General features: G+C 65.0%; 33 protein-coding genes. 26 read left to right on the top strand and 7 right to left on the bottom strand.

Going from position 1 to position 20352, the window contains the following annotated elements:
- Positions 1–534: 534 nt before the first annotated feature.
- The 3 genes from J1M86_RS11475 to J1M86_RS11465 all read left to right on the top strand — a co-directional run bounded on the left by J1M86_RS11475 (position 535) and on the right by J1M86_RS11465 (position 3888).
- The gene (locus J1M86_RS11475) at positions 535–1332 is read left to right on the top strand and encodes a pentapeptide repeat-containing protein (RefSeq protein ID WP_206509900.1); all 798 of its coding nucleotides are present in this window, start codon (positions 535–537) and stop codon (positions 1330–1332) included.
- A 449-nt stretch (positions 1333–1781) separates the two neighbouring features.
- Positions 1782–2069 carry a hypothetical protein gene (locus J1M86_RS11470; protein ID WP_094679486.1) on the top strand — a complete coding sequence of 96 codons (288 nt, stop codon included), beginning with the start codon at positions 1782–1784 and terminating at the stop codon, positions 2067–2069.
- Positions 2070–2169: 100 nt separating this feature from the next.
- Positions 2170–3888, top strand: a complete 1719-nt coding sequence (locus tag J1M86_RS11465) for a ParB/RepB/Spo0J family partition protein (RefSeq protein ID WP_206509899.1) — start codon at positions 2170–2172, stop codon at positions 3886–3888.
- A gap of 155 nt (positions 3889–4043) precedes the next feature.
- On the opposite strand, the gene J1M86_RS11460 is transcribed toward J1M86_RS11465, so the two are convergent.
- Positions 4044–4412: an Lsr2 family protein gene (locus J1M86_RS11460; protein WP_094679494.1), complete on the bottom strand. Its 369-nt coding sequence runs from the start codon at positions 4410–4412 to the stop codon at positions 4044–4046.
- Between the two features lie 427 nt (positions 4413–4839).
- On the opposite strand from J1M86_RS11460, the gene J1M86_RS11455 reads away from it, so the two are divergent.
- The 6 genes from J1M86_RS11455 (at position 4840) to J1M86_RS11430 (ending at position 8003) form a co-directional block, all read left to right on the top strand.
- Positions 4840–5103 (top strand): hypothetical protein, encoded by a 264-nt coding sequence (locus J1M86_RS11455; RefSeq protein ID WP_206509898.1) that lies wholly within the window; start codon positions 4840–4842, stop codon positions 5101–5103.
- A 129-nt stretch (positions 5104–5232) separates the two neighbouring features.
- Positions 5233–6162, top strand: coding sequence for a hypothetical protein (locus J1M86_RS11450; RefSeq protein ID WP_206509897.1), 930 nt, complete (start codon positions 5233–5235; stop codon positions 6160–6162).
- Between the two features lie 238 nt (positions 6163–6400).
- Entirely contained in the window at positions 6401–6613 is a 213-nt protein-coding gene (locus J1M86_RS11445; protein ID WP_206509896.1) for a hypothetical protein, read from the top strand.
- A gap of 119 nt (positions 6614–6732) precedes the next feature.
- Positions 6733–6897, top strand: coding sequence for a hypothetical protein (locus J1M86_RS11440; protein WP_206509895.1), 165 nt, complete (start codon positions 6733–6735; stop codon positions 6895–6897).
- Between the two features lie 87 nt (positions 6898–6984).
- Positions 6985–7824 (top strand): hypothetical protein, encoded by an 840-nt coding sequence (locus tag J1M86_RS11435; RefSeq protein ID WP_206509894.1) that lies wholly within the window; start codon positions 6985–6987, stop codon positions 7822–7824.
- Positions 7821–8003, top strand: a complete 183-nt coding sequence (locus tag J1M86_RS11430) for a hypothetical protein (RefSeq protein ID WP_206509893.1) — start codon at positions 7821–7823, stop codon at positions 8001–8003. Before J1M86_RS11435 ends, J1M86_RS11430 begins: the two co-directional genes overlap by 4 nt.
- Here J1M86_RS11430 and J1M86_RS11425 read toward each other — a convergent pair.
- A complete protein-coding gene (locus J1M86_RS11425; protein WP_206509892.1) occupies positions 8000–8350 on the bottom strand; it encodes a hypothetical protein in 351 nt (116 codons plus the stop codon). The two genes, J1M86_RS11430 and J1M86_RS11425, sit on opposite strands and share 4 nt — an antisense overlap.
- Between J1M86_RS11425 and J1M86_RS11420 the strand changes: the two genes are divergently transcribed.
- The 16 genes from J1M86_RS11420 (at position 8351) to J1M86_RS11345 (ending at position 16839) form a co-directional block, all read left to right on the top strand.
- Positions 8351–8524 (top strand): hypothetical protein, encoded by a 174-nt coding sequence (locus J1M86_RS11420; protein WP_206509891.1) that lies wholly within the window; start codon positions 8351–8353, stop codon positions 8522–8524.
- A gap of 337 nt (positions 8525–8861) precedes the next feature.
- Positions 8862–9023: a hypothetical protein gene (locus J1M86_RS11415; RefSeq protein WP_206509890.1), complete on the top strand. Its 162-nt coding sequence runs from the start codon at positions 8862–8864 to the stop codon at positions 9021–9023.
- Between the two features lie 46 nt (positions 9024–9069).
- Positions 9070–9423, top strand: coding sequence for a sigma factor-like helix-turn-helix DNA-binding protein (locus J1M86_RS11410; RefSeq protein ID WP_206509889.1), 354 nt, complete (start codon positions 9070–9072; stop codon positions 9421–9423).
- Positions 9424–9469: 46 nt separating this feature from the next.
- Complete coding sequence (locus J1M86_RS11405; RefSeq protein WP_206509888.1) at positions 9470–9730, top strand: hypothetical protein; 261 nt, start codon at positions 9470–9472, stop codon at positions 9728–9730.
- A gap of 325 nt (positions 9731–10055) precedes the next feature.
- The gene (locus tag J1M86_RS11400; protein ID WP_206509887.1) at positions 10056–11000 is read left to right on the top strand and encodes a hypothetical protein; all 945 of its coding nucleotides are present in this window, start codon (positions 10056–10058) and stop codon (positions 10998–11000) included.
- A 142-nt stretch (positions 11001–11142) separates the two neighbouring features.
- Positions 11143–11460: a hypothetical protein gene (locus J1M86_RS11395; RefSeq protein WP_206509886.1), complete on the top strand. Its 318-nt coding sequence runs from the start codon at positions 11143–11145 to the stop codon at positions 11458–11460.
- Positions 11457–11789 (top strand): hypothetical protein, encoded by a 333-nt coding sequence (locus J1M86_RS11390; RefSeq protein WP_206509885.1) that lies wholly within the window; start codon positions 11457–11459, stop codon positions 11787–11789. Before J1M86_RS11395 ends, J1M86_RS11390 begins: the two co-directional genes overlap by 4 nt.
- The gene (locus tag J1M86_RS11385) at positions 11786–12220 is read left to right on the top strand and encodes a hypothetical protein (RefSeq protein ID WP_206509884.1); all 435 of its coding nucleotides are present in this window, start codon (positions 11786–11788) and stop codon (positions 12218–12220) included. Before J1M86_RS11390 ends, J1M86_RS11385 begins: the two co-directional genes overlap by 4 nt.
- A complete protein-coding gene (locus J1M86_RS11380; RefSeq protein ID WP_206509883.1) occupies positions 12217–12894 on the top strand; it encodes a hypothetical protein in 678 nt (225 codons plus the stop codon). The genes J1M86_RS11385 and J1M86_RS11380 overlap by 4 nt, the downstream gene beginning before the upstream one ends.
- Before the next feature lie 85 nt (positions 12895–12979).
- Positions 12980–13501 carry a hypothetical protein gene (locus J1M86_RS11375; protein ID WP_206509882.1) on the top strand — a complete coding sequence of 174 codons (522 nt, stop codon included), beginning with the start codon at positions 12980–12982 and terminating at the stop codon, positions 13499–13501.
- Positions 13502–14019: 518 nt separating this feature from the next.
- The gene (locus J1M86_RS11370; protein WP_206509881.1) at positions 14020–14292 is read left to right on the top strand and encodes a hypothetical protein; all 273 of its coding nucleotides are present in this window, start codon (positions 14020–14022) and stop codon (positions 14290–14292) included.
- Positions 14293–14504: 212 nt separating this feature from the next.
- Entirely contained in the window at positions 14505–14738 is a 234-nt protein-coding gene (locus J1M86_RS11365; protein ID WP_094681194.1) for a glutaredoxin family protein, read from the top strand.
- A gap of 51 nt (positions 14739–14789) precedes the next feature.
- On the top strand, positions 14790–14936 hold the full coding sequence (locus J1M86_RS11360; RefSeq protein ID WP_206509880.1) for a hypothetical protein: 147 nt from the start codon (positions 14790–14792) through the stop codon (positions 14934–14936).
- Entirely contained in the window at positions 14933–15229 is a 297-nt protein-coding gene (locus J1M86_RS11355) for a hypothetical protein (protein ID WP_206509879.1), read from the top strand. Before J1M86_RS11360 ends, J1M86_RS11355 begins: the two co-directional genes overlap by 4 nt.
- Positions 15230–15262: 33 nt before the next feature.
- Positions 15263–15859: a DnaB-like helicase N-terminal domain-containing protein gene (locus J1M86_RS11350; RefSeq protein ID WP_206509878.1), complete on the top strand. Its 597-nt coding sequence runs from the start codon at positions 15263–15265 to the stop codon at positions 15857–15859.
- Positions 15856–16839 (top strand): DNA adenine methylase, encoded by a 984-nt coding sequence (locus tag J1M86_RS11345; protein ID WP_241259762.1) that lies wholly within the window; start codon positions 15856–15858, stop codon positions 16837–16839. The genes J1M86_RS11350 and J1M86_RS11345 overlap by 4 nt, the downstream gene beginning before the upstream one ends.
- Before the next feature lie 164 nt (positions 16840–17003).
- Here J1M86_RS11345 and J1M86_RS11340 read toward each other — a convergent pair whose 3' ends face one another.
- The 3 genes from J1M86_RS11340 to J1M86_RS11330 are packed head-to-tail and all read right to left on the bottom strand — an operon-like array spanning position 17004 to position 18690.
- The gene (locus J1M86_RS11340) at positions 17004–17339 is read right to left on the bottom strand and encodes a hypothetical protein (protein ID WP_094681197.1); all 336 of its coding nucleotides are present in this window, start codon (positions 17337–17339) and stop codon (positions 17004–17006) included.
- Positions 17336–17755, bottom strand: a complete 420-nt coding sequence (locus J1M86_RS11335; protein WP_307786607.1) for a hypothetical protein — start codon at positions 17753–17755, stop codon at positions 17336–17338. The genes J1M86_RS11340 and J1M86_RS11335 overlap by 4 nt, the downstream gene beginning before the upstream one ends.
- Entirely contained in the window at positions 17752–18690 is a 939-nt protein-coding gene (locus J1M86_RS11330) for a methyltransferase (RefSeq protein ID WP_206509877.1), read from the bottom strand. The genes J1M86_RS11335 and J1M86_RS11330 overlap by 4 nt, the downstream gene beginning before the upstream one ends.
- Before the next feature lie 187 nt (positions 18691–18877).
- Here J1M86_RS11330 and J1M86_RS11325 point away from each other — a divergent pair, with 187 nt between their 5' ends.
- Positions 18878–19090 (top strand): hypothetical protein, encoded by a 213-nt coding sequence (locus J1M86_RS11325; protein WP_094681200.1) that lies wholly within the window; start codon positions 18878–18880, stop codon positions 19088–19090.
- Between the two features lie 20 nt (positions 19091–19110).
- Here the strand turns inward: J1M86_RS11325 and J1M86_RS11320 are convergent, their stop codons facing one another.
- Positions 19111–19617, bottom strand: coding sequence for a hypothetical protein (locus J1M86_RS11320; RefSeq protein ID WP_307786606.1), 507 nt, complete (start codon positions 19615–19617; stop codon positions 19111–19113).
- Positions 19618–19744: 127 nt separating this feature from the next.
- Positions 19745–20284, bottom strand: a complete 540-nt coding sequence (locus J1M86_RS11315) for a hypothetical protein (RefSeq protein WP_206509875.1) — start codon at positions 20282–20284, stop codon at positions 19745–19747.
- Positions 20285–20352: the final 68 nt, after the last annotated feature.

Genomic DNA, 20352 nt, shown 5'->3' with positions numbered 1-20352 from the left:
ACGCCCGCGAACCCAACCGCCGCGTCGATCCGTCGACGGGCCGAATTGTAGATAGAGCGGCACAAGATATCCCTCGGGGGCTGCTTCGCTATCGGTTTCGCCGGCGGTTTCGCTGGACCGACCGCTTGGGACTGGTACCTACGCCAAGACATCACACCCGGCCACGGAACCATCATCGGCGGCTTCTTCGTCGTCACCGCCGCTGCCATCGCCTACACCGGAACACACCTCACCCGAACCAGCACCGAGCGCATCGCAGACCAAAAGAACACTCTCGATACCCTCCACGCCGCACGGACCCACGACCTCGCGGACGTTCAAGAGCTACGACGTCGATTCGTCAGTACAACAGCCCAATTCGCCGACCCGTCACCCGAAGTCAGGCTCGCCGGCGTCTACGCCCTCGAAGCCCTCACCGACGACTGGATCGACCGAGGCAAACACGCCGACGCCCAAACATGCATCAACTACCTCTGTGGCTACCTCACCCGCCCCTACACACCACCCACCGAACACCCCCACCTGCGCCAAACCGTGGTCACCCCCGACGCAGCCACCACCATCGAACGCACCTACCACCACCCCCACGACGACCTCACCGTCCGACGAGCCATCACCCGCATCATCGCCACCCACCTCAAACCCGACCACCACCACAACTGGAGCAACTTCAACTACGACCTCACTGGCGCGCACTTTCACAACGCGGACTTCACCGGCGCGCACTTCCGCGGCATCACCGACTTCAGCGGTGCCCACTTCCACGGTGAACGGACGTCGTTCGCCGAGGCGCAGTTCCATGGTGGTTGGACGTCGTTCGCCGACGCGCAGTTTCGCAGTAAGGAGTGGACGGGGTTCCGCGACGCGCAGTTTCGCAGTAAGGAGTGGACGTCGTTCGCTCGGGCGGAGTTCCACGGTGAGCGGACGTCGTTCGACAACGCGCAGTTTCGCAGTAAGGAGTGGACGGGGTTCAACCAGGCGCAGTTCCACGGTGAGCGGACATCGTTCATGGAAGCGCAGTTCCACGGTGGGCGGACGTCGTTCGGCTTTGCGGAGTTCCACGGTGAGCGGACCTCGTTCGCCGAGGCGCAGTTCCGCAGTAAGGAGTGGACGGGGTTCGTCGGGGCGGAGTTCCACAGTGAGGAGTGGACGTTGTTCGCTCGGGCGGAGTTTCACAGCGAGGAGACGTTGTTCGACTCGCCGGGGGCGTGGAACAACGTCTACTTCGACTGGGACCCCGACCCCGAAGACCCAGAGGCTGTCAAAGGCACCAAACCGGACAACGTCACACCACACAACTGGCCACCCACCGTCGTGGAGCCAGTGCCCTAGCGCTACCGCGACCCGCTGGGCGTGGCCGGTCTCCGCCGCTCCCGCACAATCACCTTTACGCGCTCCACGGCCGGGAGGTGGCCACCCCGCCGGCGTCGACGAGCGGTCGTGCATTCCGCCTGACGGCGGTGCCGGCCACCCTGCGGGCGTCCCCCGAATTGAACTCCGCTGCGCTCCGCACTCACAAGAGCGAAGGACGTTTTTTCACTCGGTTCTGGCTACCGGCGAGCATTCATCACCCGTGACCTCCGCATCAACCGCCGGCGTCCGCTGCGCTCCCGGCCCAAGGGCTCCGAAAACTTTTCAAAACGCCTTCGGCTGAAAACTTTTCGGACCGACCCTTGACGCTCCGGCCCCGTGCGCTGACTTCTCTCCTCACGCCAGAAACGGCGAAAAAACGTGGCAGGGCAACAAGGTCCGGCCACCAGTTGAGAAGGGAAGTACGCGACATGCACGACACCATCACAGGACCGAGGACGGTGGGACTGCACACCGCCATCATGGCCGCGATCGGTCAGGTACCGGGACAGGTCAAGACTCACGCACTCGCGCAGGTCACCGCCTACACCGAGCAGGTCAACCGGGCCGCTGCGGACGCGAACTCGACCACCGTCGACGCGCACCTCGAGCGGGCCGCGTTCTGGGCGTGCACCGCACGCGAACGCGGAGCCAGCGAGGCCGAGATCCACGCCGCACGGCTCGCAGGCCACCACCACGTGGCCACCGCCCAGCAGTAAACCCCCAGGGCCACACCGGCCCCGGAAACGAAGAAACACCGGACAGTTCCTACCTGCCCGGTGTCTCCAACCGAAGAATCTACCAGGGAGAGACACCGCCATGACCGCAAGCATCGAAACCACCACCGCCGCAACCGAAGCCCCCACGACTGGCACCACGCCGGTCGTGGGGGCGGGCGAGGAGTACGCCCGCCTGCACCCCACTGCCCTCGAGGTCGGACCGAACGTCCGCGACGAGGTCGACACCGAGTCGGCCAAGTTCCGCGCGGTCGTCGCCTCCATCATCGAGCTCGGTGTCCTGGTGCCGATCCTCGCGCGCCGCGACGGTGACCTGGTCGTCGTCATCGATGGACAGGTTCGTACCCTCGCCGCGATCGAAGCCGGTGTCGAGAGCGTGCCGGTACTGATCCGGACCGCCGCGAGCAAGGCCAAGGATCGAGAAATCGAACGTCTCACCAAGCAGGTGAACACCAACGACTGCCGCATCGCGCTCACCGACGGCCAACGCGCCAAGGCCGTGACCGACATGCTCGATCTCGGTGTCTCTGTCACCAAGATCGCCAAGGCGTTGCACTACGACAATCGGGAGACCGCGAAAACCGCAGGTACAGCGGGCCGCTCGCAGACCGCCCGCGCGGCCCTCGACGCCGGGCAGCTCACCCTCGACCAGGCCGCGATCGTCGCGGAGTTCGACGCCGAAGGCGACGCCGCCGCCGTCGAGAAGCTCCTGGGAGCGCGGTACGACTTCCGGTGGACCGCGCAGCGATTGCTCAACGACCGCGCCGAGCGCAAAGCCCGCGCCGAGGCAGGCATCCCCTACGCCGAACGAGGGTTCACCCTCCTCGAGGAAGAACCGGCCTACGGCGACCCGTACCTGCGCGCAGACGATCTGGTGACCGCCGACGGTGGCCCAGTGACCGACGCCGTGATCGACGGCGCAGCGGGGCACTGGGCGGTGTGGCTGTCGAAGGAAGAGCGATACACCCTCACCGACACAGGCGAAATTATCGAAGAGGACAGCATCGACTGGGACACCGAGGACGACCTGTCAGCAGAGCCCGAGGCCGGACTGCACCACCACAAGGACATCGGAACCGTCGAGGTCTGGGTGCCGGAATACTTCACCGCAGACCCCGACGACGCTGGTGTGAAGCCAGGGCCGATCCTCGCGGCCGCGTTGGCCGCACCCGCCGGTGACGTTGACCCCGCCGACGCCGAGGCAGTCGCCCAGGCGGCCGAGCAGAAGCGACTCGCCGCCGAGGCGGCAGCGAAGGAAGCCGAGAGGGCCGTGCGGCGGCGCACCAAGGCGCTGAACGTCGCGTCACTCGCTGCGACCGTGGTCCGCAAGGAGTTCCTGTCGAGGTTCCTCACCGGCAAGACCCTGCCGAAGGGTGCCGCGAAGTGGATCACCGACACCCTCGTCGAAGAGCCTGGACTGCTTACCCAGAACAAGGCGTCGCAGTACCTCGCGGAGCTGCTCGGAGTCACGGTGGCCGAGCCAACGACCATCGTGTACGGCGATTGGAAAGAGCGGGCCGCGCGTGATGCGCTGGCACAGGTGATCGACAAGGCCAACGACACCCGCGCGCAGGTCATCCTGCTCGCCCAGATCCTCGCCGCCTACGAAGCTCGTATGAGCGGGACCGGCAAGGACTGGTGGAAGCGCAGCGGCTACGGCAACCAGGACAACTACCTGGACCTGCTGGTCGAGCACGGCTACGACCTGAGCCCGGTCGAGCAGGTCGCAGCCGGAACGCTCACCCCAGAGCAGGGCTACGACGCACTGACCGCCCCCAGCGAGGAGAGCATCACCGATTAGGAACCGAAACCGGTGGCGGGTACCTCTACGGTGCCCGCCACCGGCGGCTCGGCGTCCCCGGCCCGGGTCGAGGGGGCTGCCGCCGCCCTCGAGCTCCCCCGCTCGGCGCACCACCACCGGCACCCGCTCACGTCGCCGCAGGCGACTCACCGAAATCAGTGAGCGGCGTTGTACGCCTCTTCCACATCGGCCGGAATCCGGCCACGCTCGCTGATCTCGTAACCCTGGTCGAACGCCCACTGCCGAATCGCCCGCGTCTGCGCCGGATCACGCTTGACCGATCCGCCGGCCGCTGTCGCGGTCGACGCAGCAGTGGGGGAGGGCTTACGCTTACGCCCACCGACCCGCGTCGCGTACCCGACGTAGTAGTCGAGCTTTTTGTGAAACTCGTTCGCGTTCTTTGCTTTCAGGTCGATCGAGTACTCGACGCCGTTGATCGTGAATTCGATCGTTTCGCCGGACTCGTCGTCGATGACCGACCCGTCGATATCGTCCACCAATTGGGTTGTCACTCGTTTGGCCACAGCCGGAAAACCTTTCATCGACACATTCGCTATGCGCAACCGCATTCGTCATCAAGAGAGTAACCAGCGCCGATATCCGCATTCTTCATCGACACGGTAATTCGAGCCGCAATCGAGCCGAATTCCATTTCCGGCAGTCGTTCTCACAGACACTGAGAAAGCAATACAGCTCTCGCATCGCAAGAGGATTGCGGTAGCCGCAGCCGTTGCAGTGCAACAGCATTCGGACGCGTGACCGCGTCCGCACGCCCCCTTCGGGGCCGCCCCATATGGGTCACCATTTTGGTCGTACGAGTCGTCCCAGCCTGACATGCCGGGGGCCCGTCCAATCAACCCACGGTCGCAAGCTCCCTCTTCGGGGTTGACAGTCCACCCTCAGCCTGTCAGTCCAGGACGTCTCATCCGAACCTTTGGAAGGTGTCCAGTCATGTACAACAACAGCGAACTGCTCAACGATCACCAGATCATCACCGATCTCATCGGCACAGCCGCTCAGCTCCCCGCCGAAGATCCGCGCGCGGCCCGGTGGGCCACCGAAGCGCTCGCGCTCGCCAGCGCAGCAGAGCTGCCCATCCTCATCGAGGAGGCCGAAGGAGTGCTCGGACGCATCGAGCACGACACCACCTGCCGGTGGTGCGCCGGGCAGCCGGGCGCAGCCATCCCGGTCGGGTCCTTCTGGTGCACTAACTGAGCTAGGCCCCCCCACAGCCGGGGTCCCGGTCCCATCACGGGGCCGGGACCCCTTTTTGTCTCCCAACCCGTTACGGCAACGTAATGAAATGAAACGTAATGATATGAAATGAAATGGTAGAGTTGAGTCATGACCGCAGCCGAGCCGCCCCGCAAGCCAGGCCGACCCCGCATTCACGCCAGCGCGTCCGACCGGGTGCGGGCACACCGGGCCAGGGCAGCGGAGAAGGCCGGCAAGGTCGGCGCAGTTGCCGGCGTCGACGAGGCCGACACCGCGACCCCCGAGCTGGCCGTCGCATCGCTCGCCGCCGTCCTCCCGGCGCTGGCCACGCAGGCCGAGCAGTTCACGGCCCTGGTCCAGCGAGTCGAATCCGCGATCGGGACCGTCTCGGACCCCAAAGCCCTCGACCAACGACTGGAGCTGATGCGCGCCGAAACCGCACGCACCGTCTCGGCCGCCGAGGAGCGCGCCGCCGCCGCCGAAGCGGCAGCGCACGCCGCGACCGTGCGCGCCGACGCCCTCGACGCCGAGAATGACGAACTACGCCGCGACGCGGCCGAGGCATGGGAGCGGACCGAGGAAGCAGAAGACGCCGCCGAGCTGGCCCGCGCCCAGGTCGAGGATCAGAAGGCGGCGCACCGCGCCGAACTCGACGAGCTCGACGCACGCCAACGCGCCGAGATCGGCGCCCTGCAGGACACCCACGACTCCATAGTGGCATCGCTCAACACCAGCCACCGCGAAGCGATCGACCGCTACGACGAGAAGGACCGCCGTCTCGAGGCCGAGCTAGTCGAGCTACGTGCCGAGGCAAAGACCCTGCGCACCGATCTCGCCGCCGAACGCAGCGCCCACCAGGACGACAACCGCAGCAACGCGGCAACGCTCGCCCAGCAGCGCACCGACGCCACCAAACGCGAAGCCGAGCTGCGCCGCGACTACACCGAACGCATCGACGAGCAGAAGACGATCGCCGCTGACCTGCGCGAGGAGATCTCGCTGCACCGAGCCGAACTCGATCGACTCCGCGGCCTCGAGGAAGACCGCCGACACAACTGAAAAGCCGCGGCTGTCAGGGCGGTGATGCGGGGGAGTAGACGTTCACTGCACTACCTCGACGCCTCCGGCGTCGCCCCATGTGGGTCACCAAGGGGGTCGTACGAGTCGCCCGAGTCTGACATGCCGGGGACCCCGTCCAGTCAAACCACGGTCGCAAGCTCCCAAGACGTGGTTTGACAGTCCACCCTCGTCATGTCCGATCGCTGCGTCTCATCCGAACCTCGAAAGGACCGTCGCCATGTATCCAGATCGCCTCTCCGCCATCGCATCCGCCGCCTACAACCGCGGCGCACGCGCAGCCACCCACAATCTGGGCGGCCTGCACGCGGACATCCACCACGCCACGAAGTTCGGGCAACGCCTCGCTCCCGAGCAGCTCGACACCCGGACCTGGGAATGCCTACTCGGCAAACACCGCACCGACGAACCGATCCAGCCGCTGCAGCTCTAGCCGGACGGCCCCGCCCACACCGGGCGGGGCCACACCCAGCGCTCATCCATGCCCGTCCAGTCGTTCACGCGAATGACTGTTGCCGGAACCAACTCGAGCCCGACGGCGTCCAAGCAGGTATGGACCACCACGAACGAACCGCCATCCGAAACGAGGGTCACGACCCCAACCATCCGGCAGTCGTCGCAGCTCTCGACCAGGTCAAACGCACCCTCAACCTGCACCGGCACCTCGCCTGGACCTTCACCGCGGCCGACCTCGACGGCCACGCCGTTCCTCGCTGACCGCCCTCACCAGCACATTCGACAACTCGAACGGGTGTTCGATACTCTGACGGTGGCTCCTACCGGCACGACGAAAGGTCGATCCACGTGGCCACCGTCGACGCGATCGAAGACCTCACCGGACTCGACAAGAGCGCCCAGCTCGACGTCCTCCGTCGACGCATGGCCACCGTCCCCGGCGGCCGACGCGACCACGCACCCGCCGACCTGCCCACCATCACCGCACCCGATCGGGCTGAACCCCTCGCGCCCGTCGTCGACAGCGATCCGGAACCGCTCATCGCCGCTGTACGCGGCAAAACCCTGCGGACCATGCCCGTGCCGCGACCACTGGCCGAACTGCTCCCACGCGGTGCCCTGGCCCGCGGAACCGCCATCGCCGTCACCGGTGCCGGATCGATGCTCATCGCCCTCATCGCCGAAGCATCCGCCGCAGGCCACCACGTCGCCCTCGTCGGCCAACCCCGCTTGAGCCTGCTCGCCGTCCACGAACACGGCGGCAATCTCGCGAAGATCCATCTCGTAGATCCGGGATCGACCGACCCTCTCGATGCCGCGTCGATCTGTCTCGACGGCATAGATCTGGTCGTGACGACCGTGCACGGTCGAGACGTACCACCCACGCGCGCAAGAGCTTTGCTTGCCAGGAATCGTCGGCACGGCAGCATCCTGGCCGTCACGGACGGACGCATGCCCGGTATCGATCTCACCATCGCATCGACCGTCCACAGCTACGGCGGCATCGAGCAGGGGAGGGGCCGCATCAAGTCGATCACCCTCGACACCACCGTCCACGGACGTGGAACGCAGCACCGCACCGGCCGCTACACCCTCACCGCCCCAAGTTTCGGCGAGCAAGGCCTGCGGTGGACACCCGCACCCGCCGACGAACTCGCCGGCCGACGACCGCTCGCGGCAGCGCAATGACCACCGACAACGAGGCCGGCATCTTCGACGCCTGGCCCACCACCTTCGAGCCACCCACCCGCCGCATCGTCGATCCACCGATGTCAGTGAACGTGAACGTGGCAACCGCGATCGGACGATCCCGAGGCGGACGATTCCGCGACACCACAGCTCTCAAAGTGAGAGCCGAAGGTCTCTAGCCAGTGAAGTGTTGTTGCTGCGAGAAGTACGCGTGCCAGTAGGCCGCTGAACTGCTGGTTTGCTTGACCACTCGATCCGGGGCAGTGGGTGCCGGCCACAGTTGCAACAAGTAATCATCGGAATCTGCGACGAAATTGGTGGATGCGGGATGGGCATTGTCCGTTCCCGAAGCGCTGTACCGCACCCGGTAACTGCCGGCGGACAGGTACGTGGCATCCCCGAGTGCGGCTCCGGACCACTCCACGATGGAGTACGCCGAACGCTCAGGGACGATCATGGTTGCTTCCACGATGTCCTCCCATCGGTCGTCGAGAGCGGGTTCGCGAGTGTGGAGCACGGCGCGCACATGCGGATCGCCTACGTTCGGCCCGGTGATCAGGACGAGCTGACCTGGCGTTGCTGCACCGCACAACCCGTTGCGCTGACCAACAAAAGCTTCATCGAACTCGCACCCGCCCTGTCCATCAGGGGATCGAAAATAGAACTGGCCGTAATCGAGCTGGACGCTGCCGTCGAATAGGACAATGCACCCTGGGACGTCGGCGGTGCTCGACCCATCCGGAACCGAAGGCGGAGGTAGGGACATCGGTCGATCGTAAGCTGATCGGCCGACACCCGCACTCGCGCTTGCCGTGTCGTCGATCACTGCTGCAAAACTCAGAACCACCCCGGACAACAAACAACGCCCAGCGATCTCCCGCGCGAAAGAAAAAAGACACCCGACAAGCACAAACGGCATGCCCCTTCAACCACCACACCACACCCGCCGGTTCCACGGCAGGACGACGGCTTCACCCCTCAACGAGATACGGCCCCAGCAACAGTGCCGGACAGGCGAGAGATCCGAAGGGCTCGCGATGGACACCATTGTCGAGGGGACCTTGTACGCGTGGGCCCGCACGAACGTCGGGGATTGGCTTGCGAGCGTGACGTTTTCGATACCCACGGGCAACAAGATGGGGCGGCTCGACCTCGATCGGCAGTGGGTGCCCGCCGACGCGGTCACGCCGCGGCCGTAACCATCTGGGCATTGCGGTACCAGACGTGTACCGGCATACTGGACGCATGACCGCCACACCCGACGTCGACACACTTGCCGAACAACGCCGACGATCACGCAGATTCGTCCAGCAATTCACCTACCTTGCCGACAACTACGTCGACCAAGCATTGGTCAAAACCGCACTCCTACAGGGGCTCAGTCAATCCGAGACCGCGAAAGCGCTCGGCATGAGCAAGAAGACCGTCAACACACACGCCCGACGCCCCTGGGTGCCGACCGCCGCCGCGAAAGGGTTGGAGCTGCCCGACGCCACGCCGTTCTACCGCTACATCTGGGGATCCGACGACGCTGCAGCCGCAGCCATCGCCACGTGCAAGCGATACGACCGCGAACGACTCCACATCGAAACATACTGATACGCAGCACCATCCGATTCGTCCACACCCGAACGAAGGATCGACCATGACATCCGCAGACCGTTTCGCCACCGACTGGCTCGACAAAGCCCGATTTGCCCGCACCTGCAACGATCGGGACGAACCCTGGCCCGCCTGGTCCACCGGCGAAGTCCTCGCCGTCGCCGTCCTCCTCCGCGACACAGCCATGCTCACGCGCCTCGGCTACACCGAAGTCGAAGCACTCGACCGACTCCGGTACGACATCGGCAAACCCGACCTCGACACAGCAGCGCAGTGGTTCGCAGACATCCGAGCCCGCCTCTGACCCGCCAGTGCTAGCCGTCCGCCGAACCGGCCTCACGCCTGAGGGCCCGCCTCGCAGACGCCACACCACGTGCCCGCAGAAACGCACTCAACGTCACACCCTCAGCCGCCGCAGCAGCCGACACCTCGCCATGCTCGGACTCGGTAAACCTCACCGGCACAACCCGATCCCTCGTCGGCTCCGTCGACTTCGGCCTACCGCGCTGACCCATGCTCGCAATATTACCTGACTACGATAAATGGTTGCTCCGCACTATTTAATCGACTACAATAAAGCGTGGACAGAGTCGGGGATCGACTGCAGTTGGCAATGATTCGGGGAACTCATGCAAAACAATTACGTCGCCACGTCGAGCGAGCAGTTCGTCGTCGTCCTCTCGTACCTGATGTGGGGATGCACCCTGCTCGGTCTCCTAGGCATGGCCTACGGCGCAGCCATGGTTTTTCGACCTCAGTATTCAGGTGGTGGAGTCAGTAAGGCCCTACCGATCTGCGGTGGAGGGCTCCTCTTCGCCATCGCCGCCACCGCAGTCCGAGTGATGCTCTTTCCGGTGTCGACCGAGGAGGCGACGGACCTGACGGACCTGCCGTCCGCCGACCCGCCCGCGATTCCGGCAGCCCCGGCACCGCCGACGGTCGATGCCGCCCCCGACGTTCCGATGGACTGGACTCCGCTGGTCTGGATCGTCGTGGTTGTGCTCGCCCTCGCATTGGCCGCGTACCTGATCGTTCGGACCCGCAGCCATGTCGTCGACCGCCGCAACGCCAAGAAGGCACTCGAAGCCGACTACGCCGCCGCTCACGCGGTCTACAGCGAGGTCGCGGACGCCTACGCCGCCTACCTGGCCGACCCGTACTCCATCTTCATCAGGCCCCTGCTCGACGACCTCACCGAGCCCCGCACTGCGGCCTTCATCGACGCCTTCGCCGCCATGAACGATGTTCGGCTCGAACAGTGCCCCGACACCGCAGAGCGCGTGCAGGCCTTCGCGGTCGCCGCGCAGAAAGCACGCACCGCCTGGCGCAGTGCCGACGGCTACGCCCGCACCATGGGCCTACGCGTGACAAGCGTCGAGGGCCAACGCACCGTTCGCCGGATCCGCAGCGCACTCGGTATCGCCCTCGACACCTCGGCCACCGGGCAGGAACGCGAGACAGCGCTACGCACCGTCGAGGAACTCGCGGCCGGGATCGTCACCCTCCCCGACCGCATCTACGACAACGTCAAGATCGCCATAGAAACCACCACACGCAAACAACTCACCAGCTGACCCCAACCCGGCCCCGGTGGCGGTCGACACCCAGCAATGTGTCGGCCCCACCTGGCAACATGACCCACCGACAACACAACGACGGACACAACTGTCGATCACGGCAGACTCGAGTCGACACAATGCAAGGGGGGCAGACCACATGCTCATCACCGCCGGAATCGCGCTGATCTTCGCCGCAGCCGTCGTCAATCTCGCTTTTCGCACCAAGGACAAGACCACCCTGGCGAACTGGGCGTTCCTGCTCATGATCGTCGGCAACATCGTCACCATCGCAGGGCTCTGGACCCAGCTCGACGATCCCCACAACGTCGTGCACTGGATCATGAAAATCGGCGGCACCGCAGCAGTGGCCATGATCGCCGCCGCAGGTGTCCACGCGCTCCGCCGCACCGGCCCTGCCGCCTTGCTCGGCACACGACACGGAACCGCCGAACCCGAATCAGGTGAACACGCATGAACCTGGTCAACACCACAGCCTTCATCGTGTTCGTCGTACTCGTCACCGGGTCCTACGCCGTTGGGGCCGTCTACGTACGCAAGCCGTCCCGAGTGACACTGCACGCCAACGCACTCGCCCTCATCGGCCTCGCCGTAGTCGCCGCCAGCGTCTTCGCCCTCACCTACCCCGACCTCATCTTCGAATGGAAAGCGGCCCTCATCGCAGGCTCCATCCTGTTCGGCTACCTGACCGCACGGCAGTTCAACAGCACCCGCGCCGAATACGAAGCCGACCAGCAACGCAGCTTCACCCAAGCCACCCTCGACGACGACAGGAACCACCGATGACACTGCCCCACGCACTCTGGATCGCAACCATCGACACCCTCACATCCACTGCCTACGTCGCCATCTCGGCAATCCTGATCACCACCGTCACCATCAGCAAACTCGTCCACTACTACCGAACCCGACCCACCCACGACACCACCAACCGACGCCGAGCCATCCTCGGATGCATCGCAGCAGCCATCGCGGCCCTCTGCTGGATCACCCTCAACCTGCCCACCAAATTCATCGCAGTATTCGACCCCGACAGCAACTACAGCCAAGTCCCAATCATCGTCCTACTGCTGGCCATGGCCGTCGCACTGGCCGTCCCCGCCCTGCTCGCACGCCACCTCACAGACACGATCACCGGCCGATACGACTACGCCACCCGCGAACCACACACCGGCCACACCCAGACCGTCGACCATCGCGACAGGAACAACCGATGAACACACGCAAGCAATACGCATTCTTCGCACTCACCGGCATCATCGGACTCGGCATCGCAGCCCTGGTGATCTGTTTCGCCTACTCAGGCAACGACAATCCCGACAGTAGCGGGATCCAACCGCAGATGCCCAGCCTCGGCACCTTTCTGTTCAGCGTCGGCGCGGCGATCTCACTCATCTTGGTCGCCTTCGTGATCTGGGTGGAAGTCATCACCCCCCCTACGAGTAGAACGCGCGCACCGCAAGGGCCTCAACGGAAGCCACGAGACCATCGACCCCACGGGCGGCAACCGATGAACCCGTTCACCGCGTTCCGCGACCACGCCCGGATCCGCCACGAATTCCTGTTCGACGACAGCGCAGACAACGCCGAACGTTACTTCGAATCCGCGGACGCGATGGACCGGCTTCGGATCGGGCTCAACAGATTTGCCGCTGTTGTGGTAGGCATCCTCGGGGTGGCCGCAGCCGCGTACAACGTCAAGATGGGCTTCGACGGATCTGGCGTCAGCATCATCGAGCTCTTATTTCCCGCTCTTGCAGTGGCATTGGTGTTCGCTCTTGTACGTATCGGCAACGAACTGGGCTCGAAAGGTACGAAAGAGGTCGTCGCCACCGCGAACAGGGCCAAGTTCATCGGCGATCAACGCCGAGCGAGCGCGTCCGACCACTGACCGCCCGACTCAACCAGGGGGGAACACACCGCACCCGACCCTACGAACTCGACTACTGACGACCGACACCCAGCGAGAAGCCGACATGCCTGCAGCAATGCGCTACAACGTCATCAGACGCAAACACGCCATCACACGAAAAGCCCTCCGCTACTACAACATCAAGACCGCCGCAACGCTCGCCGCCGTCCTGACCCTCGGAAGCGGAGTCCTCACACCAGCTGTCGCCCAATGGTGCAAGGAGACCGTCGAACACGCCGACCCCGACAACCCCGCCTCGGCAGTCCTGGCCTTCACCGTCAGTCTCGGATTCGCCATCTTCACCCTCGCCAGCCTCGCAGCGCGACTCGCCACCATCGTCATCATCGTGACCGCTCTCGTAGCTGCAGTCGTCGGATACGCATACAACCGATTCGCCAAAGCAACCAGCCGCTGGCCCTACGACATTCCCCCGCTCGGAGTCGAAACCCTCCGCACCCGACACGGCAACGACATCCCCATCGACTACGACCCCCACACCGGCACCAGCACCGCCTACCACCCCAACGGCCAAATACTGCAACAAATCCAACACGACGCCGACAAGAACCACCCACACCCATACTGACGCCCACCGCACACCCACCCAGGCAACACCGAAGAGCTACCGCGACACCCAGCGTCCTCACCCTCCGTCGCTCCCGCACAATCACCTTCCCAGCCGTACCCCACTATCGCGCCGCCGTAGAGCACCAGCTCCGGCGGCGTTTCGCGTCCCACCACTAGAGGCCGGCACCGCTCACAGGCAGGCCCTGGCGGGCTACACGTACCCCTACGGGCTGCACCGAATCGAACTCCGCTGCGCTCCGCACTCACAAGAGCGAGAAGAATCAATTTCTTTGACGTAGGTGGCTTCTCCGAGCATCCATCACCCGGGCCCGCCGCCTCAACCCCTCGCTCCGCTGCGCTACGGCCAAGGCTCCGAACACTTTTCGTCCCGTACTCGCTGCGCTCCCACGAAAACTGTCCGAGACGAGGGATTGCCCCGTCGTTCCCGTGCGCTGGTTTCTCTCCCCAGCCACCACGGCAAAAGAAATTGGCAGGGCAGCAGGTCCTGTCACCAGTCGAGAAGGAAGAGGGCCCGTCATGCACGAGGACCACAATGCAGCAAGTGACGACAACACCACCGGGCTCTACGCAGGCACTCTCTGCGACTGCCGCGACTACAACTGCCCCGCAGGTGCCATCCCCGGACTCCCGTGCCTCCACGAAGACACACGCGGCGCTACCGACAACTCACCATGCGAAGACCACGACTGTCCCACCTGCTACGAGCACACCATCGACTGGTTCGACGTAGCCGTCACCGGCCAATCCATCACCGACAGAATCCGCCGCTTCCTACGACGCATTATTTGAATGCCATAGCCGCCGATATTGGCGGAGATACAGAAATTTCAGCAGTATTCGGAACGCGCAAATAGGAAACTGTGGAGCGACATAATGCGCGGTCCGAATCACGTTATGCAGCAATCGAATAGATGCAAATTACGGTTAGAAAGGGATGGCACAGCGGGCCTTATTGAAGTAGAATGGAAGCCAACAGAAACAATTCTCACCAGGAGAAACCTATGTCGATCACCGTCTACACAAAACCGCAATGCGACCCCTGCAGCGCAACCAAAACAATGCTCGACAACAAGAAGGTGAGCTACCGAATCATCGACGTCACCGAAGATCCCGACGCCTACCGATTCATCACCGACGAACTCGGCTACCGACAGACCCCCGTCGTCTACGTCGACGAGAACAACCACTGGAGCGGGTTCCGGATCGACGCGCTGAAGAAGCTCGCGGCAGCCTGAAACGTACAAACCCACAAACCCACACACCCGCCGACACAGGAGAGACCCGCCATGCGACTCGTACCCGCCTACACACCGGACCCCGACTACATCGACCGACAGATCGACGCCGAACTGGCCGCAGAACACGACCAGGCGCAGGCCCCCACCCAGCAGTCCGGCACCGGGCAGTCCGACACCGACAAGATCGCATCATGACCACACTGAGCAGCGCGGACACCGACGTCGACGACTCCACCCCGAGCCGGCCCACCCTTGCGCTACGCAGGGCAGTGGAGGCCGTCGAAGAGCTCGACGACAGCCTCGAGGATGCATTGATGGTTCTCGGCCCCACGCAGAAGATCCTCCACGGACTCCGAGGCCGCACCACCGGACTCGTGCTGTCCCACGAGGACGCAGCGGCCACCGCCGAGCGCCTCGACGACGTCCGCACCACGCTCGAAGCGATACGCGCCGACCTCGCCCACACGCTCGACAACCACAACTTCTGACCGCCCAGACCACCGACACGAACGAGGCCCGCAATGACACCGCTACGCGCAGTCCCCACACCCGGCGACGACGCGGGCCAGGCACACGCGGACCTCGCACCCGTCGAGCACGTGCTACAGGTCCTCGCGGACGAAGTCGGCTACAACCCCGCCACCGACCCCGAAGCACTGCTGCTGTGCGCGCTGATGTGGAGCAACAACACCGGGGGAGTGTCCACCGAAGACCACCGCGTCGCGACCATCGTGACCGCCGACGACTTCGACAATCCCGCCTACCGGCGCATGTTCACCGTCATCGCCGACCTCATCACCGCAAGCCAGCCGTACGACCCGGCCAGCGTCACCGCCGCCCTCATGCGATCCGGAGCCGACGGAGCCAAAGACTCAGCACTGCGACGACGCCTCAACGAAGTCATCACCACCGGAGCCGACGGACTGGCCGTCGCCCACTACGCCGGCATCGTCCTGTCCCAGAGCTACCGACGCAGCTTTCACACCGCCGGCCAAGCGATCATGCAGGGCGCCGAAGAACTACCCGAGGAAGACCTGTTCGAGCAGATGCTCGACTACGGACGCCGCCAACGCGCAGCGTTCAACCGGCTCAACGCTTTTCGGCAGCCCCGCCCATGACGATCGCCAGCCCGCCGCTACGGCCCCCGATGGTCTACTACGGCGGCAAGACGCGACTGGCACCGTCCATCGTCGCGGCACTGCCCGAGCACGTGCACTACGTCGAACCGTACGCAGGATCACTGGCCGTCCTGCTCGCCAAGCAACCGAGCCGACTCGAAACGGTCAACGACCTCGACGGCGACATCGTGCACTTTTGGAAGATGCTGCGCGATCGCCCCCACGATCTCGCCCGCGCCTGCGCCCTCACCCCGCACTCACGTACCGAACGATCCGACGCGCTGCACCGACGCGGACCTCTCGACGACATCGAACGAGCACGCCGGATCTGGGTATGTCTGACCGAAGGGCGCACCGGCACCCTGCGCAACACCGGGTGGCGGCACGACACCGCCGACACCCCCACCACCTCGATGCCCCGACGGCTCGACGCCTACGTCGCCCGCATCGAAGCATCCGCGCAACGCCTGCGGCAGGTCTCTCTCGAGCACCGCGCCGCCGTCGACGTCATCGACGCCTACGGCACCGGTCGACGCACGCTCATCTACGCCGATCCGCCCTACGTCGGCGGTATCCGCGCGCGGAACTACCGAACCGAAATGGCGAGTACGGCAAAGCATCACGAACTTGCCGAACACGTGCGCGCCTGCAACGCCACCGTGGTGGTGTCCGGCTACGCGTGCGATCTGTACGACCGCGAGCTCTACCCCGACTGGTACCGCACCGAACTGGCCTCCCACACCAGCCAAGGCGGAACCTGGAAGGCGCGTACCGAAGTGCTGTGGTCCAACAGTCCACTCCGCACCCCACCCGCTACGTGTAACGAAACGCAGCCCGTCACCGCCGAATGTAACGAAACTCTGTGCGCTGCTCTCGACTGCAGGATGGTGCTCACTCAACCCGTCACCGGACGACGTCGCCGGTTCTGTTCGACCTCCTGCAGAGTCCGCTCCCATCGAGCCACCGCCGCGAACGACTGAGCACTTCGCCGGGGACCCTGAGGCGGGGGAGTATGAGGGTCGCTGCGCGCCCGACGGTGCTGATCGCCAGGCAGTGAGGGCAAACAGAACCCCTCCGAACGCCGAAGCCCCACAGGCCAATGTGCGCCTGTGGGGCTTCGGTGCGTGAGGAACGGGCGTGGCAGTCACGCTCGGTGGTAGGTCCGCAAAAGCTGCGCGACAGAAAGTGCGGTGATCGGATGGTCGAGGCGTGACGCGACGGACTCGACGAACTCGAGGTCCGACGAATCCTCGATCGCCTCGAGCAGATTCAGAGACGCGGCATCGGCGAAATTCGGGCCCGACAGTCCGTTGATGATCGAGAGCAAGTCGGCGAACCGCGCCGCATTGGACGGGCGGATGCTGGCATGCATCATCTCGAACGCGGCCACCGCTTCGGGGGAACACAGTTCAGTGAGGACCGCCAGTTCCAGACTGTCGATCTCAGACAGTGCGGCGGTGGAGGATTCGGATGAACTCATGGTGTGGGTCCTTCGGTCGATACGTCACCGGTGGCCGGCGGCGCAGGGTGGACAAGATGCAATGGGGATACCGCGTGTCCGCTGGCCAGATCCAGCTGTATCCGCGCGGCCATGCGGTGTTGGTGTGCGAGGTAGGTCAGCAGCTCGGAGACGAGCAGTGCAGCACCGGCAGGGCCGCCGTACTGCTGAGCCCACTGTTCACCATCACGATCGGGGGAATGCAACAGTCGGTTCGGATCACTGAGAACCTCCTCGAGGATCTCCGCAGTGACACCGCACGCCCGAAACCGCTCGACAATTTCGGGGATCTCCTCGGCCGTGCGGTGGCCCAGCAGCCCGACATACCAGCCGACCTCGATCACGTCGCTGCGCTCGGATCGTCGACCATGCGACTCAGCAGGCCCGTCATCGCTCACCGTCCGAGATCGTGTGCAGCGCGCGGTTGAGCGGATTGCACCGGTGGGGCCGCTTCGCGTGGGTGACTCGGCTGGCGATTGAGCACTGCCCGCAACGAGGGAGGAGTCGACGATACGGCGGGCTCGCCGGCAACTGGCGCGCGTGACCGACCCAGCGCCGCCGGGTCGTCCATCGGCGCGATGTCCGGCCGTGGCTCGAACGACTGCATTCGCTTCTGCAGATCGTCCAGTTCGCCACTGAGCGCGGAGACATGGTCGCGGTCTCGCACCGTGTCCAGGGTTGCGATGTTCGCCCGAAGCGAGGCGATGCGATGACGCCGCTCGACTGCCTCACGCTCCTGCGCTGCGATCGGTGCCGCATGGCTGACGGTCAGTGTTTGGCTCCCGGGATCTGCGGTGACCGAACCGCCGACCCGTTCGGCGATCGCGGTGGCAATGCGCGTTGCGTCCGCTGTCGAGTACACCCCGACCACGGTCCGCGAATCGGGAATCGGCTCCGGACGGGTCGACTGCACTCGGACCTCACTCACGTCCGGGGCGGTAGGAGAAGCGTCGATCCGTGAGGGTGCCGAGTCGGCGAATCGAGCGATCACCTCGGCTACTGCGGCCGGGGCCGGCACCTGCGCCTTGCGCACACCCGCCGCGTACCCGGGTTCGCTGCTGAGCATCACCGCCAATTCGTTGGGAGTCCCGGTGAAGGGGAGCTCGGTGTGTGCACCGTCGCGCGCCCGAACGCTGACCGTGGCGGCGATACGGTCGATTTCCCTGCCGGCGGAGAGCATCGCGGCTTGGCTGACGGCGAAGGACGCAGCCGCTGTCCGCGACTGGAACTCGGCGCGAGCGAACACATGTCCGGGATCGTTGTGCTGATCGAGGGTCGCGACCTCGACCGTGATCAATTCGGAGCGGGTAGGGCGATTTCGTGGAGAAGTCATGAGGAGTGATCCTTTGTCGTCGTGCGCGCGTGTTCTCCCGAAGACGGCACGCGCGGAAGAAGTGCGAAAGTGTGTTGGTTCAGCCGGCGTCGACACGCCGGCTGGAACCGAGCGCGCGGAAACCTGTCGGTGGCGTGGTGTCTACTGGCCGCCACACGGGGCGACCCCCAGAACGAGAAGTGAGGTAATGATCGTGGTGATCGCGATAGTGGTCGGCATCGTCATCGTCGTTGCGGTGTTGCGCGCCGGCGTCACCGACGACGGCGGCTGGCGATTCGCACCGATGCGCGCCACGGGCATGGTGTTCGGAATGGGCTTCCGACTCGTGGCCGTGGTGGTCGGGATCCTGTTCGCCATGGCCGTGGCCGTCGTGGCCAGTGCTTTCAGCAGCCCACTGTGACCTCGCGCCCGGCCCCTGTGTCAGAACAGCGTGGGAGTACCGCTCTCCAATAGAGCTGCCTGTACCGCTGCGTCGTCCCAACCCGTGCGGACCGCGGCACGTAGCCGACGCGATCGAGCCGCACGCGCGGCTCGATCCGGCCCGTACCAAAGCCCGGGTTGGCGACGTCCACCGCCGCGTCCCTTCGCGGCCATGTCTCGCAGATTCTGCGACTGATTCCCGTCGACGACGTGAAGCGGCTGTTGCTGCGCCTCGTCGAGCGTGACCCGAACGCAGATCGGGTTGTCGCACATGTGCAAGGCGTTCACCGTGTCGTCGATCGACCCACCGAGTTCGATCGCAAGCGCGTAGCGGTGCGGGCGAACCACCCGCTGCCGTCCATCGCGTGCAACCCAGAATCGGCCGTACCCGTCGTCGGCAATGGCTCCGATCCAGATCGCACACGAGGACCGATGCGGCCCGTGCACGATGTAGCTGCGGAACCGAGCTCGTTCGTCGGCGTCGCCCACTGCTAACGGTTTCGGCACGAACTCCCCACCCACCTAACGCTTCCCGGCCGTTCGGCCTGTCGTGGACACGACGACCGCTGTGCGCCAACGACTTCTCGCCGCGAGCACGGCCCGCTGTCGAGGATCTCATGACCCGTCGCCCGCGCTATCCGGTGTAGGCCAGTGACTGTACGTCGGGAGCGTTGCCGGTGTGCCCGTGTTCGTTCTGCAGCTGGTGTTCCGGGGGAGTCGTACCCGGTTCGGTGGAGCCTTGTTCACCGGCGTTGGTCGACGCCGCGTCTTCGCTGGCGTTCAGGCTGATCCGGGGGCGCTTCGGTGTGGTGCTCGCACTGCGTTTGCGCGACTCCGACGTTTTACCGCCGGCGGCGGCAGCGATGACCGATGTCGGCACGGTGAGCCCGATGTCGCGGAGCTCGGCTGCAGTCCATCCGCCCGTCAGCGCTTCTTTCATGGCGGTGTGGACGGCCTTCTTGCTGACCTCGACCGATTTCGTTGCTGCGCGTTTGGTTGCTTCGGCGGCTTTGATCGCGGCGTCGGCTTCGGCTCGTTGCTTGGCGGCGTTCTCCTCGGCGGTGCCGACTGCTTGCTGGGCAGTGACGATGGCTTCGGCCAAGGCGACACGTCCGCGAACGGCAGCCTCCGCTGCGGCATAGATGGCGTCTGTGTTGATGGGGGTGGCACTCATGAGTTGCGGGCCTTTCAAGTCGCCCGAACCGTCGGCAACATCGGCGCGACGAGTTCGGTGGGTACACG

Origin of the sequence: Rhodococcus sp. KRD197 (assembly GCF_017168235.1) — a bacterium.
Lineage (GTDB): Bacteria > Actinomycetota > Actinomycetes > Mycobacteriales > Mycobacteriaceae > Rhodococcoides.
Note: the sequence above shows the minus strand (reverse complement) of the source record. Positions and strands in the feature narration are given on the sequence as shown.